Consider the following 18,095-nt stretch of genomic DNA (forward strand, 5'->3'; position numbering starts at 1 on the left):
TTTGAAGACTTTGTAAAAGCTTGACAACTAAAAAAACTTTTAAAATTCGTGCTAATTCGTGAAATTCGTGGCGAACTTTACAACCACTATTATGCAGAAGTATTAAATTAGCCAAAACAAATAACTGTCATAACTATACAATATGCTTACGAAAGAATCATTGCAATTTTTAGACGACTTAAAAGCCAACAACAACAGGGACTGGTTTCAGGATAATAAAAAACGATACGAGATTTTCAAAAAAGATTACCATCAGTTAGTGGGTGATTTTCTTAATGCGATGAAGCCACTGGATCCTTCGCTGGAATTACTGGAAATTAAAAATTGTACGTTCAGAATCAATCGCGACATTCGGTTTTCTAAAGACAAATCGCCTTACAAAGCACATTTAGGCGTCTGGATGTCTTCCGGTGCAAAAGGACAGAATCGTTCGGGATATTATGTACATATTGAAAAAGGCGCCAGTTTTATCGCAGGAGGATTTTATTCACCGGATCCTGAACAATTAAAAAAGGTCCGAAAAGAAATTGCCTTTTTTCATGAGGATTTAGAAGCTGCTATAGCCGACAAAAACTTCAAGAAAGAGTTTGGAAATCTGGATTTCGACGAAAACAATTCACTTAAAAACCCGCCGCGTGGTTATGAAAAGGATCACCCTGCCATTGAATTTTTAAAACTGAAAAGTTTTACCGCTACTCAGAAATACGACATCAAAGAGGTGACCCAAAAAGATTTTGTGGCAAAGATGAGTCAGAAACTGATTGCTTTAAAACCGTTAAACGAATTCATTAATCGTGCTCTGGAAACCGATGAATTTTAAATTCAGATAAATTTTAGCCACGAATTTCACGAATTAGCACGAATTAATTAGTGGAAATTCGTGAAATTCGTGGCAGGAAAAACCATATAACGGAATGAAAAGAAAAATACTTTTTCTTGGCGAATCTTATCGCGCTGATGCGATCACCTGGATGAAAGGCCTGAAAGAATTTGGCGATTTTGAAATTATAACCTGGGAACTTCAAACACCAAACAATTCAAAATTAAACCGATTCAGACGTATTGCAGAATATTTCTTCTCGCCTCTTGCTATCCGAAAAATCATTCGAAAGAAAAAACCCGATATGGTGATTGCCGAAAGAACGACCAGTTATGGCTTTCTCGCTGCTTTATCCGGTGCCAGAACCATTGCCATTGCGCAGCAGGGAAGAACAGATTTATGGCCGGAAGGTTCCATTCTGTTGCCTTTCAAAAAATTCATTCAGAAATATGCTTTCAAAAAAGCACACCTGATTCATGCCTGGGGACCTGTAATGACCATTTCGATGAAAGAAAGAGGCGTTGACATGAGTAAGGTGCTGGTGCTGCCAAAGGGAATTGACTTTTCAATTTTCACCCCGTCCCTTTCCAATGCTACCAGAATTGAAGCTATAGTAACACGTTCTTTACAGCCGGAATACCGTCATGATTCGATTTTAAAAGCTTTCTCGATTTTAAATCAAAAAGGAATTGATTTTTCACTTACTATTGTCGGCGACGGAACCCGTTTGTCTTTTTTGAAGGATTTAGCCAAAGATTTACAGATCGAAAACAAAGTCATTTTTACAGGAAGAATTCCGAATACCGACCTTCCGAGATTATTGCAAAAATCAAATATCTACATCAGCATGCCCATAACCGAAGGTGTTTCGGCTTCCTTATTTGAAGCGATGGCCTGCAATTGCTACCCCGTAGTTTCTGATATTCCCGGAAATCAAAGCTGGATCAAACATCGCGAGAACGGGCAATTGATTGAAATTGATAATGTCGAAATGCTGGCAGAAGAGTTAATCTGGTCTTTTGAAAATATGGAATCCCGGACCAATGCTGTTTTACAGAATCGAAAGTTTGTAGAGGAAAATGCGAATTATGACATCAATATGAAGATTATTGCGGATAACTATCATGATTTATTGGATTTGCGAAATATTTAACCGCAAGGTTCACGAAGTTTTACGCGATGAACGTTAAGCTTTGCGAACTTCGCGTATCCAGACACCTTTCGGGATTGCGCTCTTTGCAGTTAAAATACATTTTATCAAAACTCAGCTCAAATAAATTATAATCCTTACTTTTGAACTCAGATTTAAAGCCTTTTATTTATGGAAATCCAATCCAATTTTTCTTTAAAAAAACACAACACTTTTGGTATCGAAGCCAAAGCGAAACAATTTGTAGCCATTCATTCAATAGCCGAATTGAAAACCATTTTAGAGGAAAATAAAAACCAGAAAAAATTTGTTTTGGGCGGCGGCAGCAACATGCTTTTAACAAAAGATATTGATGCTTTAGTCATTCATATCGATTTAAAAGGCAAAAAAATCATTAAGGAAGACGATGATTTTGTCTGGGTCGAAAGTCAGGCGGGAGAAACCTGGCATGATTTCGTTCTGTACACCATTGAGAACAATTTTGGCGGTTTAGAAAACATGTCCTTAATTCCCGGAAATGTTGGTACTACTCCGGTTCAGAATATCGGTGCCTACGGAACTGAGATCAAAGATACTTTTGTTTCCTGTGAAGCGATGAATATTGAATCCCAGGAAATGCGAACGTTCACGAATGCTGAATGTAATTTCGGTTACAGAGAGAGCATTTTTAAAAATGAAATTAAAGACCAATATATCATCACGTCGGTGATTTACAAACTGACGAAACGCAATCATAAAATCAACACTTCGTACGGAGATATTCTGGCTGAACTGGCTAAAAACAATATTACAACGCCTACTCTGAAAGATGTAAGCAATGCCGTAATCACTATCAGACAAAGCAAATTACCGGATCCGAAGGAATTAGGAAACAGCGGAAGCTTCTTTAAAAATCCGATTCTACTGAAATCTGATTTTGAAAAAATCCACCAAAAGTTTCCGGAAATGAAATACTACGAGGTTTCAGAAACCGAGGTAAAAGTGCCTGCGGGCTGGCTGATTGAACAAGCCGGTTTTAAAGGTAAACGTTTTGGAGATGCCGGAGTTCATAAAAACCAGGCTTTGGTTTTGGTGAATTACGGAAATGCCACCGGACAGGAAATTTTAGCCGTTTCAAAAGAAGTTCAGAATACTGTTTTTAAAACGTTTGGCATTCATATCGAAGCTGAAGTAAATGTGATTTAAATATATTGCCACGAATTACCCCCCTAAATTAGTGGAAATTCGTGCAATTCGTGGCAAAAAAACAAGACCCAAAAATGTACACACCTGAGATATACAAAAACGAAGATCCGGAATCGATCAGAACTTTTATAAAAGAGAACAGTTTTGGCATCCTTATCAATCAGACGCACGGAAAATTATGCGCTACCCACATTCCGATAGAACTCGAAACGAATGCTGACGGAAAAGAAGTTTTACAGGGACATATTTCAAAATTAAATCCGCAGGCAGAAGGTTTTGCAGAAAACGATCAGGTTCTTGCTGTATTTTCAGGCGCTCACAGTTACATTTCTTCTTCGTGGTACGATCATGAGAATGTCCCGACATGGAACTATATAGCCGTACATGTTTACGGCCGTATCAAAATAACGGATGAAACCGCAACCATCGAATCCCTCAGGAAACTGGTTGACAAATACGAAGCGGGTTCAGAGAATCCGGTTCGCCTCGAAAACCTGTCAGCCAAAACCATGCGTGAGGCCAGGGGAATTTTTGGTTTTGAAATCGAAATCGATGAAATTCAGGCCACAAAAAAACTATCACAAAACAGGGACGATCACAATTATAAAAACATAATTTCGGAGTTGGAAAAGACTGAAAACCCTCAGGCTATTGCTGTTGCGAAAGAAATGTCAAAATGCCGAAAGTAAATTGGTATTAATCATTGAAAATTAGGAATTCATAAGTACATTTGCACGCGCAAGATTCAGAAATTAAAAGACATTAAAATCAGATGCTTACATTCATTTTTTACTTTTTTATTGCTATTGTTGTTCTACAACTTTCTTACTATCTGGGTATTTTCGGAAAATTTGCTTTTGGCAAACCACAAAGCATTACGCCAAAAAACATTCCTGTTTCTGTGATTGTCTGTGCTAAAAATGAAGAAGAAAACGTAAAAAAATACATTCCCTTACTAGCGGAACAAAACTATCCTGATTTTGAAATTGTTTTAATTGATGATGCTTCAAGTGATGAAACGCTGGAAGTTTTTGAAGAATTTGAAAAACTATACGATAATATCCGTTTGGTAAAAGTAGAAAATAATGAAGCCTTTTGGGGTAACAAAAAATATGCGTTGACACTAGGGATTAAAGCCTCCAAAAAAGAGTACCTTTTGTTTACGGATGCCGATTGTTATCCGACATCAAAAGACTGGATTACCGCAATGACTTCGCAGTTTACCATGAACAAAACCATAGTGTTAGGGTATGGAGGTTATGAAAAAAGAGAGCGTTCTTTATTGAATAAACTAATTCGATTTGAAACCGTTCTTACTGCGGTACAATATTTCTCCTGGGCAAAAGTAGGACTTCCCTACATGGGTGTTGGGCGAAATTTAGCATACAAAAAGGAAGAATTTTTTAATGTGAATGGTTTTATTGAACACATTCAGGTTCGTTCGGGTGATGATGACCTGTTCGTCAATCAGGCTGCCAATAAAAGCAACACTACCATTTCCTTCACTCCTGAAAGTTTCACCTATTCGAAACCAAAAGAAAGCTACGGAGAATGGTTTTCCCAAAAGAGAAGACATGTTTCTACAGCAAATTATTACAAAGTTTTTGATAAAATTCAGTTAGGTCTTTTTTATACCTCACAATTATTTTTCTTTTTATTAGTTATACTTCTGCTGTCTTTTCAATTTCAGTGGATTGCTGTATTGGCTTTATTAGCCACACGCTACACCATTGCCTGGATTGTAATGGGATTTTCAGCAGGAAAACTGAAAGAGAAAGATTTAAAAGTATGGTTTCCTGTTGTAGAAATCATGCTTATATTCACGCAAATTAATATCTTTATAACTAATATCTTTTCAAAACCTGTACATTGGAAATAAATTCTAAAATAGAAAAAGCAAAAAAAGGCGATCAGGTCGCCTTTACTTTTTTGTTGGATTTCTATTGGAATGAAGTGTACGGTTTTATGCTCAAACGTACTGAAAACGAAACTACTGCCGAAGATATTACCATTGAAACTTTCTCAAAAGCTTTTGACAAAATCGCCTCTTATAACCCTGAATTTCAATTCAACACCTGGTTAATTGCGATCGCGAAAAATGTTTACATTGATTTATTACGTAAAAAGAAAACCAATCTTTTTATAGAAATCACCGATACCGAAGACCAACAGGCCTATAATATCGCCGACACTACTCCCTCTGCAGAAGATGCCTTAATCAAAGAGCAAAACCTTTCCCGTTTACTGCAATGCATCAAAGAATTGAAACCACATTATCAGGAAGTAATTCACCTGCGTTATTTTCAGGAAATGACTTATCAGGAAATTGCACTCAAGATTGATGAGCCTTTGAGCAACGTAAAAGTAAAACTACTTCGCGCTAAAAAATTGTTAGCTGAAATTATCGAACGTAACAGATAATTTATTATCTTTAGTTAAAGATTAAAATAGCCACGTATTTTTTCTTAAAAAATTAAAATTTCCACAAACCCTTAACATGTTCTTTTGTTTTTATTGTCCAATCAAAATTTAAAAATTTTGTTGCTTATGATTTAATGTTTACTTAACCTTAAAATCCAATCTAATTATGTCTAAACTAAGCATCTATGAAACCAAGTGGACCAATCTTGTTTTCGAAAACAAAAACAAAGAATACGGCGCGTACCAATTACGCCAGGAAAGTTCTAAAAATTCAATAACAGCTTTATTTGCAGGATTGCTAGTCATAGCAACTATAGGCAGTGCTTCTGTTTTGGTAAACAAACTTAAACCAAGTGCAGTCATTGATCCAATACCTACGGATATTCCCATGACGGATCCTGTTGTTGTTACACAAGTAGATCTAAAGCAGGACATACCGCCCGCTCCTCCTGCACCACCGCAAAGCGCTTCGACACCGGTAACTGAAGTCGTTCAGCTTACAAATCCTGTTGTTGCCAGAACTGAAGAGGCTGTACAGGAAATTGCCACTAATAAAGTAAATGCACCCGTAGTCGAAAATACCAGCGGAACAGGAGTTGCTACTACTAATGTTTTACCATCAAATGGTACTGGCGGACAGGTTGCTTCAGCAGCTCCGTCCACTAATGAACCTTTGCTTGCTGCAACATTAGACAAACAACCTGAATTTCCGGGAGGAATGGCTAAATTTTACACTTTCGTTGGAAATAATTTCCAAAGACCAGAACTGGATGCTGAAAGAACCTTACAAGTGTATGTTTCTTTTGTAGTTGAAAAAGACGGTTCCTTAACAGACATCCTTGTAAAAAAAGATCCGGGTTACGGAATGGGAAAAGAAGCTATTCGCGTTCTGAAATCATTAAAAACAAAATGGAGCCCTGGTATCCTAGACGGAAAACCGGTTCGCACCGCATACAATCTTCCAATTACAATAAAAACGGAACTGGAATAACAAAACAAAGAAGCAGAATTTAGGTTCTGCTTTTTTTATGGTTTTTTAATACCTCAATTAAAAAATGAAGATCATTAAGTTTAACTTCGATTCAACAATATCATCTTTTTTACTTTCTTTCATCTTAACTCCTTTCATTATAAAATTAAAAACCAATTCATAAAATCAGTAAAATCAATTACATTTACAGTACTTAAAAAGAATTGTATTAAAAATTAAAAACAATAAACATGGGAATATTTTCGGCTATTCTTGGTAATGCTGGTTCAGTAAGTCAGGAAGATTTGATTAAAAAATACGGACAGCTTTTAACGGATAGTGAAGAAATTGAAATGGGCTTCAAACTCATCCGCGATACTTTTATCTTCACCAACAAAAGATTAATTCTGATTGACGTACAAGGAATTACAGGAAGCAAAACAGAATACAAATCAATTGCATACAAAAGTATCACGCGCTTCAGCGTAGAAACTGCAGGTACTTTTGAACTTGACGCTGAATTGAAAATATGGGTATCCAGTGAATTACAGCCCAGCATCGTAAAACAATTTAACAAATCAGTGAATGTGTACGATGTACAAAAAGTTTTAGCATATCATGTTTTAGGATAGTATAAAAACTAAAAACCCGACAAGTTATTTGTCGGGTTTTCTTTTTATAATCCGGAATCCTTATTTCTTCTTAGTAGTTTTCTTTGTTGCTTTCGCTTTTTTAGCCGGTACAGGAACGGTGTTCACAATTTTTTGCTGCACATAAGGCTTGTATAAACCATCTTTTTCCGCTCTTGCCTTAGCATCGTCAGCCCTCTTTTTTGAATCCGGATGAGAACTCATCATCTGATCAATAAAGGAAGCTTCAGTTCCTTCGCTCATTTTGGCTAAAATCCTGAAAGCAGATTCTTCGGCGTTGATGTTATACCCATTTTTCTTTAAGAAATTATACGCAAACAAATCGGCCTCGGTTTCCTGTTTTCTACTGTGTTTACTGTCGATTAAAGCACTTCCTATTTTACCTAACTGGCTATCTGTTACTGATGTAATCGTTGCCGATTGTGAAGAAACGCCATCAATTAAGGCTTCTTTCTGGTAAGCTGCACGCATTGCATCTCTCGAATCATTATTGGCAACGTGACCAATCTCATGTCCGATTACAGCCAGCAATTCATTATCATCCATAATATCCATCAAGCCTGAATACACACGAACACTTCCGTCTGCTGTAGCAAATGCATTCACTTCTTTTACTTTATACACTTTGTAGTTTAAAGTATATCCTTCACCGGCACTATGTTTGCCAAAAACCCTGTTTAATCGCATTGCATATCCATCTGTTGCCGGTGCAACCTGATGTTCTGCGTCTAATTTAACCACTGCTTCTTTGGATAATGCCGCAGCATCAGCATTGCTAAGGGTAAAACCTGCAACCCCTTTCTGAACAGCACCGAGGGCTTTTTCGCCAAAATTAATCTGCGCATTTATACTCGTAAAACTAAAGGCTGCAAACAAAGCACCTGATATAATAAATTTCTTTTTCATGTTTTTATTTTATTACTATTTAACAACAAATGTACTATTAACAAAATACTATTTTATCTCTTTCCGACTAATTTTATAACAAATAAAGATATAAATTTTAAACAAGTAAAATTCAAATACATATCAATATTATCGCTTCTAAATCAATACATAAATAAAAACCTAAACAGATCAGCGTACCTTCCTTTTTTAAATTAAATTTTTAACAATAAGAATAAATTATCTTCAACGAGGACGTTCTCACAATCAAAATGCGCTATTCGCAAATTAACCTGTAAACAAATCTCCAAATAAACTACATTCCGTATCTTTGTGCTTTGAATTTTGATATATGGAAACAGTCATTGAAAATATACCAGCCGGAAAACCTAAATGGTTAAAAGTAAAACTTCCAATTGGACAAAAATATACTGAACTTCGTGGTTTGGTGGACAAATACAGCTTAAATACGATTTGTACCTCAGGAAGCTGCCCAAATATGGGAGAATGCTGGGGAGAAGGTACGGCCACTTTTATGATTCTTGGAAACGTTTGTACCCGTTCCTGCGGATTTTGCGGTGTAAAAACCGGAAGACCTGAAACGGTAGATTGGGACGAACCGGAAAAAGTAGCCCGTTCGATCAAAATCATGAACATTAAACACGCTGTAATTACAAGTGTTGACAGGGATGACCTGAAAGACGGTGGTTCTATCATCTGGATTGAAACTGTAAAAGCAATTCGCAGAATGAATCCTACTACAACTCTTGAGACTTTAATTCCGGACTTTCAGGGCATTGAAAGAAACATTGACAGAATCGTAGAAGCGAATCCCGAAGTAGTGTCCCACAACGTCGAAACGGTTCGCCGTTTAACACGTGAAGTGCGTATTCAGGCCAAATACGATCGTAGTCTTGAAGTTTTACGTTACTTAAAAGAAAAAGGAATCAACAGAACCAAATCCGGAATTATGCTCGGACTTGGCGAAACGGAAGAAGAAGTTTTCCAGACGATGACCGATTTAAGAAATGCAAATGTAGATGTGGTGACCATTGGACAGTACCTTCAGCCTAGTAAAAAACATTTACCGGTAAAAGAATTTATTACCCCGGATCAGTTTGCCAAATACGAAAAATTTGGTCTTGAGCTGGGTTTCCGCCATGTAGAAAGCGGACCATTGGTTCGTTCTTCTTATAAAGCACAAAAACATATTTTATAGAATAAGGTTATTCGTTTAACCGGTTAATTGTTTAATCGTATTGCAATTAAGCGATTAGCCGATTAACGATTAAACAAATAAACATAAAGATTGAAAACAAGAATTGCTATAAACGGTTTTGGAAGAATTGGAAGAAATTTATTCCGTCTGCTTTTAAACCATCCTGAAATTGAAGTTGTTGCTATTAATGATATTGCAGATAACAAAACCATGTCGCATTTGATAAAATACGACAGTATTCATGGTGTTTTACCTTTTAAAGTAGGCCATGATGAAAACAGTATTAGTATCGATGGAAAGCATTTTTTATTTTTTCATGAAAAAAGTATTCCGAATTTAGACTGGAAAAGCCATTCAATTGATTTTGTGATAGAATGTACCGGAAAGTACAAGACACATGAAGAACTAAACGCACATATTGAAGCTGGAGCCAAAAAAGTAATCCTTTCCGCCCCTTCTGAAGTTGACACTATAAAAACAGTTGTTCTTGGAGTTAATGACAGCATTTTGGATGGGACTGAAACGATAGTTTCGAATGCAAGCTGTACCACAAATAATGCCGCTCCGATGATCAAAATCATCGACGAATTATGCGGAATTGAGCAGGCGTACATTACAACAATACATTCCTACACTACCGACCAAAGCCTTCACGACCAGCCACATAAGGATTTACGCCGTGCCAGAGGTGCCAGTCAGTCGATTGTTCCGACAACTACAGGTGCAGCTAAGGCTTTAACAAAAATTTTCCCTAAATTGCATGAAAAAATAGGGGGTTGCGGAATTCGGGTTCCTGTTCCGGACGGTTCATTGACCGATATTACGTTTAATGTAAAACGTGCTGTCACTATCGAAGAAATCAACACCGCTTTTGAAAACGCCTCAAATACAAATTTAAAAGGAATATTAGATTACACAGAAGATCCGATCGTATCGGTTGATGTAATTGGCAATACAAATTCGTGTCTGTTTGACGCACAACTCACCTCCGTTATTGATAAAATGGTAAAAGTTGTAGGCTGGTACGATAATGAAATTGGCTATTCATCAAGATTGATTGATTTGATTCTGCTGATGAAAAAAGCATAAGATTCATTGTAAGAAGCATTGCGATACATGAAACACTACCTTTTAATTCTTATTAGTTTTTTCAATCCGTTTTTGTATTCTCAGGGCAAACAGAGTACAGACAGCATTGTCTATTATAACAAGCTGGCAAACAATAATCTTCAGGATAAAGAATACACTCAGGCTCTTTTTTTTACACAAAAATCCATTGCCTATTGTGCTTTAAATAATAAACCGGAAAATTTAGCCAATCAGACTTTTAAACTTGGGAAAATTTATTACAACCTCGGGAATTATGAAGATGCCCTTAAAAACTTTCATAAAAGTGTTTCTTTATTCAACAGGGTAAAACCCACCTGTACCAAGGCCCTTGCCCTGCATTACATCGGCATAACAAATACTACACAGGGAAATTACCAAATTGCTGAGCTGTATTACAAAAAAGCGGACAATCTTCTAAAGGAATTAAATATTGCTGATAGTGCCGAAATTTTAAGCTATCAGAAAGCAATGGCATTCAAGGCTAACAACAACTTCCCTCTAGCTGTAAAAACTTTTCAGAGAATCATTAAAAAACAGGACAACAACTCCATTCTAAAAGCAAAAGCAGATTCATACTATCAACTGGGCCTGCTTAAAAACCAGCTGAAACAAAATGATTCTGCCATCATTTATTTTGACAATGCTTTAGAAATTAACGCTAAAAGCAATGATTTAGCCCAAAAATCAAAAATCATTCTGGCCATTAGCCAATATTACAAAAAACAAAGGAATTTTGATCTCGCTTATTCTTATCTGGATGAACATTATCAGATTGAAAACTATATCTTAAAAATAAAAAATGCTAAATTAGATGTAAACGAGTTTGAAAAATTTAAAAAAAATCAATCGATCAACAAAACGCTGAAACGCGAAAACGAAGAAAAAATTCAGTTAAAAACCTATCGCTACTCTAAGCTGGTCAGCATTTTAGCGATTGCCTTAATTTCGATTTTGTCCCTTTTGAGTCTGGCTTTGTACAAAAACAATATTATTCGAAATCAGAACAATTTACTTCTGAGGGAGAAAAACAAGGAACTTATCCTGGCCAAAAACAAAGCTGAAAAAGCATCACAAGCCAGATCCGAATTCTTATCAACCGTAAGTCATGAACTTCGCACCCCGCTAAATGCGATAAACGGAATCACACATTTACTTCTGGAAGACAATCCTAAAAAAACACAGTTAAAATACCTTGAATCTTTAAAATTCTCCGGAAATTACCTGACCACTTTCATCAATGAAATTCTCGAGATCAATAAAATTGATTCTACAAAAGTAGAAATTGAAAACATCTCCTTTAATCTGAAAGAGTTATTATTCAATATTCAAAGTTCCTTAAAAGAATTAGCTACTGCCAATAAAAATTATTTTAATCTTGAAATAGACAAGAGCATTCCGGACAACTTAATTGGGGATCCCACAAAACTATCCCAGATTATACTCAACTTAATTAACAATGCTTTAAAATTCACACAAAACGGGCATGTAAGCGTAATTGCCAAATTGTATGCTATCGAAAATGATAACGCAACGGTTTATTTTGAAATTGTGGATACCGGAATTGGAATTCCCGAAGATAAACTGCAAACTGTTTTCGAAAGTTTTTCTCAGGGATCCATAGAGGTGAATCGAAAATACGGCGGAACCGGTCTTGGACTTACAATTGTCAAAAAATTAATTGAACTCCTGGGTGGTGAAATCAAACTGAAAAGCGAAGTGGACAAAGGCTCTACTTTCACCTTCAGATTAGACTTCAGAATCAATAAAGAACCTCTTGAAATAAAGGAAGAGGCAAAGTCATACAGTGACGAACAATTAAAAAACAAATCTATTTTATTGATTGAAGACAACAAAATCAATCAGATGATTACCCGAAAAATGCTCGAAAACAAAGCAATTAGCTGCGAAATAATTGATAATGGAGAAGATGCTGTTGAGCTATTGAAAATAAGAAAATTCGATATGATTCTAATGGATGTTCATTTACCGGGAATCAACGGAACGACCGCTACAAAACAAATTCGGGAATTTGACAAAATCACTCCTATCATTGCCTTAACAGCTATTTCGCTGGACGAAAACAGAGACATGCTATTATCTTTCGGAATGAATGATGTGATTACAAAACCATTTGTTCCTGACGAATTTTACAGTATTATTGCGACATTTCTTGAATAAAAACGAAGCTTCTGAGGAACTAGTTGCTAATTTTCCAAGTTTGATTTAACATATTCCAGAATTGTTGCGTCAAAATTCTGATGATTACTGATGAACGTACTTTTTATAGGAAGATAATACAACTGTGAAGCCAATTCAGAATCTTTTAAACGCACAAAATCTTTCTCTGTTGTAATAATTTTTCTGTTTTGTGCTTTGTTGTGAATCATCTCTAAATCAGAATCAGAGAAATGATGGTGATCTGGAAAAGTCAGGCATTCGTTATTTTCATATTTTAAATAATTGAAAAACGGTACTGGTTTTGCAATTCCGGCCAAAAGCAGTTTTGATTCGTTTTTAACCTCACTTACAGCTATTTTTTCTTCTTTGTTATAGATATAATCATCATAATCGATAAAAGTAAAAAAGATTTTCCGGGAGCAGCTTACGTTTAGTTTCGTACGGATTTCATCCTGCTGTTTAACAGACAAATCCTTCGGGCATTTTGTGACTATTACAATTTGAGCACGATTGGCTCCGCTCCTGCTTTCTCTTAAATTTCCGGTAGGCAGCATAAAGTCATCGGCATACAAATCGCCAAAAGACGTGAGAAGAATATAAAAACCTGCTTTTACTTTCCGGTGCTGATAAGCATCATCCAATAAGACAACTTGTGGTTTTTCATTTTGCGAAAGCAATTGTGTGATTCCATTTGTTCGGTCTGCATCTACAGCCACCTGAATATTTGGGAATTTCTGATAAAACTGAAAGGGTTCATCTCCTAAAATTTCAGCATTAGAACCGGCGTCAGCCAAAATGAAACCTTCTGATTTTCGTTTATAGCCGCGACTCAGCGTTGCTACTTTATATTTATCTGACAATAACCGAATGAGATATTCAATTTGAGGTGTTTTCCCGGTTCCGCCTACACTTAAATTTCCGACCGCAATAACAGGCAAATCAAACAAAGTTGATTTCAAAATTCCTTTATCAAAAAGATAATTCCGGATTGAGGTAATGAATCCGTATAAAATGGCAAACGGAAAAAGTATTTTTCGAAGTAAGTTCATAAGTTATTTATCAGAATAATGTCCCATTGCAGAAACTATAATAACAGTTACAATTTCTTCTTCTACTCTATAAACCATTCTGTCTCTTTGATTAATTCTTCTGGACCAATATCCTTTAAGATTATACTTTAACTCTTCAGGTTGACCTTCACCAAAAAAAGGATCTTCAGTTAATTCCAAAAGTATTTTTTCAATCTTTTTTATAGTAGCTTTATTCCCTGATTTATAGTGGTTTTGCAAATCTTTGCGGGCAATATCATCAAATTCTACAAAATACTTCCCCATATATCCTCAGGATTTAATCTTGTAGTTTTTCCTTTTTTAACATTTGCTTCTGCTTTTTTAATTTTCGCAACAAATTCAGCGCTATAAAAGCTTTCCTCTTCATTATTCTTTTTAGAATCTGTTTCAATAATTTCTATTCCGTCAACACCTTTAAAAAAAGCTTCAAACATAGCCATAAATGCTTTTCCTGTTTTGGTACGCTCGTTGATTTTTATTGTAGTCATAACTTCAAGTTTAGAACTACAAATATACTAAAATCATATGAGTGGTATATAAAATTCATACAAGTGCTATATATAATTAAAATGAAACTACGGTACTTTCAGAAAACATTGATTTATAATGTATATATTTTTTCGTTAATTTGTTTCAAGTTCAATTAGTATAAAAATTTTGAAACCTGAAACCTGAAACAAAATTCAATGAAAATAAAAGATATACTATTAGTTCTGGAAGAAATGGCTCCTTTGGCCTATGCTGAAGATTTTGACAATGTCGGACTTTTGGTGGGCGATGCCGAAGCGGAAAGCACCGGTGTTTTGGTTTGTCACGATGCTCTGGAAACGATTATTGAAGAAGCCATTAGCAAAAATTGCAATCTGGTGGTTTGTTTTCACCCCATTTTATTCTCCGGAATCAAGAAAATTACGGGCAAGAATTATGTCGAGCGTGCCATCTTAAAAGCGATCAAAAACGATATTGCTATTTATGCCGTTCACACTGCACTTGATAATCATTCGGCAGGTGTTAATAAAATTTTCTGTGATGCTTTAGGCTTGGTAAATACTAAAGTATTGATTCCTAAACAAAATTTCATTCAGAAATTAGTTACGTATACCACTCCTGATAATTCTGAAAAAGTTCGAAATGCCTTGTTTGACGCCGGAGCAGGGACTATAGGAAATTATGATAATTGCAGTTTTAATAGCGAAGGTTTTTTTACTTTTAAAGGAAATGAAGACAGCAACCCTGTTATTGGAGAAAGAGGGAAATTACATACCGGAACCGAAATCAAAATTGAGGTTGTTTTTGAAAAACATTTACAGTCTAAAATCCTGAAAGCTCTTTTTGCCAGTCATCTTTACGAGGAAGTCGCTTATGAAATTTATAACCTGCAAAATTCGCATCAGAATATCGGGTTAGGAATGATTGGTGAATTTGATACTGAAATGGAGGAGAAAGACTTTTTACATTTTGTAAAGGATAAAATGATTGCCGATGGAATTCGTCATTCTGCTTTTTTAGGAAAAAAAATAAAAAAAGTAGCCGTTTTGGGAGGTTCCGGAAGTTTTGCGATAAAAAATGCCATTCAGGCCGGAGCAGATGCTTTTCTGACCGCAGATTTAAAATACCATCAATTTTACGAAGCCGAAAACCGATTACTTTTGGCCGATATTGGTCATTTTGAGAGTGAACGCTATACAAAAAACTATATTGTTGATTATCTTCAAAAAAAAATCCTTAATTTTGCCATCATTTTAGCAGAAGAAAATACAAATCCAGTTAAGTACTTATAGAATATGGCGAATACGAAAGAATTAAGTGTTGAGGACAAGTTAAGAGCAATATACGATTTACAGCTTATTGACACCCGAATTGACGAAATCAGAAACGTAAGAGGAGAACTTCCATTAGAAGTTGAAGATTTAGAAGATGAAGTTGCAGGCTTAAGCACGCGTTCAGAGAAATTGAAAAGTGAACTTGAAGTAGTTGAGGATCTTATCAAAGCAAAGAAAAATGCAATTGATGAGCACAAAGAGGTTATCAAAAAATACACAAAACAACAAGAATCAGTTCGTAATAACAGAGAATTTAATTCTTTGACTAAAGAGGTTGAATTTCAGGAATTAGAAATTCAGTTGGCTGAGAAGCAAATCAAAGAAATGAAAGCTTCTATCGAGCACAAAAAAGAAGTTATTGCTAATTTAAAAGAAAAACTTGATTCAAAAAGTTCTCATTTAAAACATAAAAAATCAGAACTGGATGCAATTATGGCAGAAACTCAAAAAGAAGAAATCTTCTTGTCTGAGAAATCTGCAGAGTTTTCAGCATTAATTGAAGAAAGATTATTAGCGGCTTATACAAGAATCAGAACTAGTGTTCGTAATGGTTTAGCTGTTGTTTCTATCGAAAGAGGAGCATCTGCAGGATCATTCTTCACTATTCCACCGCAAACTCAGGTTGAAATTGCTTCAAGAAAGAAAATCATCACTGATGAGCACTCCGGAAGAATTTTAGTTGACAGCGCACTGGCTGAAGAAGAAAAAGAAAAAATGGAACAATTGTTCTCTAAATTCTAAATAACTGTCCCGATCTGATCGGGACTTTTTTTTGTTAAAATTTTTCGCCACGAATTTCACTAATTTCACTAATTTTTAAATACTAAGAATAAAAATTCGTGCTAAATTTGTGGAATTCGTGGCGATCTTTTTTTTAAATCTCTTTCGAATAATTATACTTTATAATTAAAACTATTATTTTGGGACTTAAAAAAGGAATTCGTTTTATTACATTAAAATCGGTTGGGTCATATATTAACTTCCTGAGTTATGTTCGCCCGCAAAAAGCTCTTGCACTTTCTTACGCCTTATTCAGCCAGCCACGGATTGGAAGATTAAATAAAGCGCAATTACCCAAAATATTACAGAACACCGAAACAGAAACATTTCACCATAACGAACATCATTTTCAAACGTACATCTGGAAAGGAAACGAAACTAAAATTTTACTCGTTCACGGTTGGGAAAGCAATGCCTCACGCTGGAAAAAAACGCTGCCCCATCTTCAGAAATCCGGAAGCACTATTATTGCTATTGATGCTCCGGCTCACGGGCAAAGCAGCGGTAAGGAATTTAATGTTCCGCTTTATGCTGAATTCATTAATAAAGCCGTAGAAAAATACCAGCCAACGATCATCATCGGACATTCTATTGGCGGTGCTGCCTGCGTTTATCACCAGTATTTATTTCCAAACACCAGCATTACTAAAATGGTAATTTTGGGTGCGCCCTCAGATTTGAAGACTCTTATCGATAATTATATTGCTATGCTGAGTTTAAACACCAGAATGTTTTCGCTTTTGGAAAGCCGCTTTGCGGAGCGTTTCAACTTTAAGCTGGATGATTTTTCAGGAAAGAAATTTGCGGCGGAATTTAATATTCCGGGATTAGTAGCTCATGATACCACAGACAAAGTAGTAGCTTTTGAAGAAGGAAAAAAAATAGTCAGTAACTGGAAAAACAGTCAGTTTATAGAAACCAAAGGCCTGGGACACGGAATGCACGATGATGAATTGTATCAGAAAGTGATGGAGTTTTTGTTTTCTTCCTAAGGTTCGAAGATACAGAGGTTAAAGGTTTCTCACTGAACCGCGCATCTCACATTTTCTAACTCTCACATTTTCTCATTTTCTAATTTTCTAATTTTCTAATTCCTCATTTTCAAACAACAATTTTAAAATACCTAAAAAGCTCTTTTTCTCCTTTTCCGGTAATTTGTATGGCTCTTGAATCTTTTGTTCTTCTTAACCAGTCATCGGCAATCATTTTGTTTAATAAAGAAGTTCCGACTGAACCGGCAATATGGTTTTTTCTTTCGCTCCAGTCCAGACAGGGCTTGAGGAATAATCGTCTTTGTTTTTTGAGATCTTCCAGATTAATTCCAAAATCAGAAAACCACTTTACTCCTTCTGAAGTTACGTCGAATTTGGTATCAGAATCCATAATAATATGCTGTTCCAGTAAACTTTCGGCGACTGCAACACCAATTTTCCCCGCCAGATGATCGTAACAAGTGCGGCAGTGTTTTATCGGGGAATGTTTTTCGGAATTCTTCTTTTGCGGACTGACCGGCGGAATTAAACTTACCATAGCTTCAATCGCATACGCCACTTCCTTATTCGAAAATCTGTAATATTTATGGCGGCCTTGTTTTTCTACACAAAGCAGACCGGCATCCAATAGTTTAGCCAGATGCATGCTGACATTTTGCGGTGATGTAGAAACGGCAATAGCCAGCTCAGTAGCCGTAAAGGCTTTGCCATCGAGCAAAGTCCACATGATGACTGCCCTTGCCGGATCTCCGATTAGCGAAGCTATTTTTATAAACTGATCTTCCATTTTATGCATTCATAGTTAAATCTATACTGAAGTATTACTTCGTAAAGTTAAATAA

The 18,095-nt window shown here is 35.8% G+C and carries 19 protein-coding genes; 14 read left to right on the forward strand and 5 right to left on the reverse strand.

Annotated features, from left to right (window positions below; all coding sequences use genetic code 11):
- The first annotated feature begins 142 nt into the window (after window positions 1-142).
- The 8 genes from LPB89_RS14765 to LPB89_RS14800 all read left to right on the forward strand — a co-directional run bounded on the left by LPB89_RS14765 (window position 143) and on the right by LPB89_RS14800 (window position 7,178).
- A complete protein-coding gene (locus LPB89_RS14765; protein ID WP_230702506.1) occupies window positions 143-820 on the forward strand; it encodes a DUF2461 domain-containing protein in 678 nt (225 codons plus the stop codon).
- Window positions 821-914: 94 nt separating this feature from the next.
- Window positions 915-1,973 (forward strand): glycosyltransferase, encoded by a 1,059-nt coding sequence (locus LPB89_RS14770; RefSeq protein WP_230702507.1) that lies wholly within the window; start codon window positions 915-917, stop codon window positions 1,971-1,973.
- Window positions 1,974-2,141: 168 nt separating this feature from the next.
- The gene (gene murB, locus LPB89_RS14775; protein ID WP_230702508.1) at window positions 2,142-3,155 is read left to right on the forward strand and encodes a UDP-N-acetylmuramate dehydrogenase; all 1,014 of its coding nucleotides are present in this window, start codon (window positions 2,142-2,144) and stop codon (window positions 3,153-3,155) included.
- A gap of 74 nt (window positions 3,156-3,229) precedes the next feature.
- Complete coding sequence (locus LPB89_RS14780) at window positions 3,230-3,844, forward strand: FMN-binding negative transcriptional regulator (RefSeq protein WP_230702509.1); 615 nt, start codon at window positions 3,230-3,232, stop codon at window positions 3,842-3,844.
- An 83-nt stretch (window positions 3,845-3,927) separates the two neighbouring features.
- Window positions 3,928-5,034, forward strand: coding sequence for a glycosyltransferase (locus tag LPB89_RS14785; protein WP_230702510.1), 1,107 nt, complete (start codon window positions 3,928-3,930; stop codon window positions 5,032-5,034).
- Window positions 5,025-5,576, forward strand: coding sequence for an RNA polymerase sigma factor (locus LPB89_RS14790; protein ID WP_230702511.1), 552 nt, complete (start codon window positions 5,025-5,027; stop codon window positions 5,574-5,576). Before LPB89_RS14785 ends, LPB89_RS14790 begins: the two co-directional genes overlap by 10 nt.
- Window positions 5,577-5,742: 166 nt before the next feature.
- Entirely contained in the window at window positions 5,743-6,567 is an 825-nt protein-coding gene (locus LPB89_RS14795; protein WP_230702512.1) for an energy transducer TonB, read from the forward strand.
- A gap of 230 nt (window positions 6,568-6,797) precedes the next feature.
- On the forward strand, window positions 6,798-7,178 hold the full coding sequence (locus LPB89_RS14800; protein WP_230702513.1) for a PH domain-containing protein: 381 nt from the start codon (window positions 6,798-6,800) through the stop codon (window positions 7,176-7,178).
- Window positions 7,179-7,238: 60 nt separating this feature from the next.
- On the opposite strand, the gene LPB89_RS14805 is transcribed toward LPB89_RS14800, so the two are convergent.
- The gene (locus tag LPB89_RS14805; protein WP_230702514.1) at window positions 7,239-8,102 is read right to left on the reverse strand and encodes a M48 family metalloprotease; all 864 of its coding nucleotides are present in this window, start codon (window positions 8,100-8,102) and stop codon (window positions 7,239-7,241) included.
- Window positions 8,103-8,433: 331 nt separating this feature from the next.
- Between LPB89_RS14805 and lipA the strand changes: the two genes are divergently transcribed.
- From lipA to LPB89_RS14820, 3 genes are all read left to right on the forward strand, one after another.
- Window positions 8,434-9,300, forward strand: a complete 867-nt coding sequence (gene lipA, locus LPB89_RS14810) for a lipoyl synthase (protein ID WP_230702515.1) — start codon at window positions 8,434-8,436, stop codon at window positions 9,298-9,300.
- A gap of 90 nt (window positions 9,301-9,390) precedes the next feature.
- Window positions 9,391-10,389 carry a type I glyceraldehyde-3-phosphate dehydrogenase gene (gene gap / locus LPB89_RS14815; RefSeq protein WP_230702516.1) on the forward strand — a complete coding sequence of 333 codons (999 nt, stop codon included), beginning with the start codon at window positions 9,391-9,393 and terminating at the stop codon, window positions 10,387-10,389.
- A 27-nt stretch (window positions 10,390-10,416) separates the two neighbouring features.
- Window positions 10,417-12,588, forward strand: coding sequence for an ATP-binding protein (locus tag LPB89_RS14820; protein ID WP_230702517.1), 2,172 nt, complete (start codon window positions 10,417-10,419; stop codon window positions 12,586-12,588).
- A 26-nt stretch (window positions 12,589-12,614) separates the two neighbouring features.
- On the opposite strand, the gene lpxK is transcribed toward LPB89_RS14820, so the two are convergent.
- Genes lpxK through LPB89_RS14835 form a run of 3 tightly spaced genes read right to left on the reverse strand, consistent with a single transcriptional unit; the run spans window position 12,615 to window position 14,146 of the window.
- Window positions 12,615-13,637, reverse strand: a complete 1,023-nt coding sequence (lpxK, locus tag LPB89_RS14825; RefSeq protein WP_230702518.1) for a tetraacyldisaccharide 4'-kinase — start codon at window positions 13,635-13,637, stop codon at window positions 12,615-12,617.
- 3 nt (window positions 13,638-13,640) lie between these two features.
- Window positions 13,641-13,922, reverse strand: coding sequence for a Txe/YoeB family addiction module toxin (locus tag LPB89_RS14830; RefSeq protein WP_230702519.1), 282 nt, complete (start codon window positions 13,920-13,922; stop codon window positions 13,641-13,643).
- Entirely contained in the window at window positions 13,904-14,146 is a 243-nt protein-coding gene (locus tag LPB89_RS14835) for a DUF2683 family protein (protein ID WP_230702520.1), read from the reverse strand. The genes LPB89_RS14830 and LPB89_RS14835 overlap by 19 nt, the downstream gene beginning before the upstream one ends.
- Before the next feature lie 198 nt (window positions 14,147-14,344).
- On the opposite strand from LPB89_RS14835, the gene LPB89_RS14840 reads away from it, so the two are divergent.
- From LPB89_RS14840 to LPB89_RS14850, 3 genes are all read left to right on the forward strand, one after another.
- Entirely contained in the window at window positions 14,345-15,439 is a 1,095-nt protein-coding gene (locus LPB89_RS14840; protein WP_230702521.1) for a Nif3-like dinuclear metal center hexameric protein, read from the forward strand.
- Between the two features lie 3 nt (window positions 15,440-15,442).
- On the forward strand, window positions 15,443-16,222 hold the full coding sequence (locus LPB89_RS14845) for a zinc ribbon domain-containing protein (protein WP_127338398.1): 780 nt from the start codon (window positions 15,443-15,445) through the stop codon (window positions 16,220-16,222).
- 179 nt (window positions 16,223-16,401) lie between these two features.
- Complete coding sequence (locus LPB89_RS14850) at window positions 16,402-17,253, forward strand: alpha/beta fold hydrolase (RefSeq protein WP_230702522.1); 852 nt, start codon at window positions 16,402-16,404, stop codon at window positions 17,251-17,253.
- A 109-nt stretch (window positions 17,254-17,362) separates the two neighbouring features.
- On the opposite strand, the gene LPB89_RS14855 is transcribed toward LPB89_RS14850, so the two are convergent.
- Window positions 17,363-18,049, reverse strand: coding sequence for a helix-turn-helix transcriptional regulator (locus LPB89_RS14855; RefSeq protein ID WP_230702523.1), 687 nt, complete (start codon window positions 18,047-18,049; stop codon window positions 17,363-17,365).
- Window positions 18,050-18,095 lie beyond the last annotated feature (46 nt).

The sequence above is a fragment of the Flavobacterium sp. ENC genome (assembly GCF_020991415.1).
Taxonomy (GTDB): domain Bacteria; phylum Bacteroidota; class Bacteroidia; order Flavobacteriales; family Flavobacteriaceae; genus Flavobacterium.

Bases quoted from the DNA above. Each gene is read 5' to 3' on its own strand.
- LPB89_RS14765 (WP_230702506.1), top strand. From the start codon at position 143: ATGCTTACGAAAGAATCATTGCAATTTTTAGACGACTTAAAAGCCAAC.
- LPB89_RS14770 (WP_230702507.1), top strand. From the start codon at position 915: ATGAAAAGAAAAATACTTTTTCTTGGCGAATCTTATCGCGCTGATGCG.
- murB (WP_230702508.1), top strand. From the start codon at position 2,142: ATGGAAATCCAATCCAATTTTTCTTTAAAAAAACACAACACTTTTGGT.
- LPB89_RS14780 (WP_230702509.1), top strand. From the start codon at position 3,230: ATGTACACACCTGAGATATACAAAAACGAAGATCCGGAATCGATCAGA.
- LPB89_RS14785 (WP_230702510.1), top strand. From the start codon at position 3,928: ATGCTTACATTCATTTTTTACTTTTTTATTGCTATTGTTGTTCTACAA.
- LPB89_RS14795 (WP_230702512.1), top strand. From the start codon at position 5,743: ATGTCTAAACTAAGCATCTATGAAACCAAGTGGACCAATCTTGTTTTC.
- LPB89_RS14800 (WP_230702513.1), top strand. From the start codon at position 6,798: ATGGGAATATTTTCGGCTATTCTTGGTAATGCTGGTTCAGTAAGTCAG.
- LPB89_RS14805 (WP_230702514.1), bottom strand. From the start codon at position 8,102: ATGAAAAAGAAATTTATTATATCAGGTGCTTTGTTTGCAGCCTTTAGT.
- lipA (WP_230702515.1), top strand. From the start codon at position 8,434: ATGGAAACAGTCATTGAAAATATACCAGCCGGAAAACCTAAATGGTTA.
- LPB89_RS14820 (WP_230702517.1), top strand. From the start codon at position 10,417: ATGAAACACTACCTTTTAATTCTTATTAGTTTTTTCAATCCGTTTTTG.
- lpxK (WP_230702518.1), bottom strand. From the start codon at position 13,637: ATGAACTTACTTCGAAAAATACTTTTTCCGTTTGCCATTTTATACGGA.
- LPB89_RS14830 (WP_230702519.1), bottom strand. From the start codon at position 13,922: ATGGGGAAGTATTTTGTAGAATTTGATGATATTGCCCGCAAAGATTTG.
- LPB89_RS14835 (WP_230702520.1), bottom strand. From the start codon at position 14,146: ATGACTACAATAAAAATCAACGAGCGTACCAAAACAGGAAAAGCATTT.
- LPB89_RS14840 (WP_230702521.1), top strand. From the start codon at position 14,345: ATGAAAATAAAAGATATACTATTAGTTCTGGAAGAAATGGCTCCTTTG.
- LPB89_RS14845 (WP_127338398.1), top strand. From the start codon at position 15,443: ATGGCGAATACGAAAGAATTAAGTGTTGAGGACAAGTTAAGAGCAATA.
- LPB89_RS14855 (WP_230702523.1), bottom strand. From the start codon at position 18,049: ATGCATAAAATGGAAGATCAGTTTATAAAAATAGCTTCGCTAATCGGA.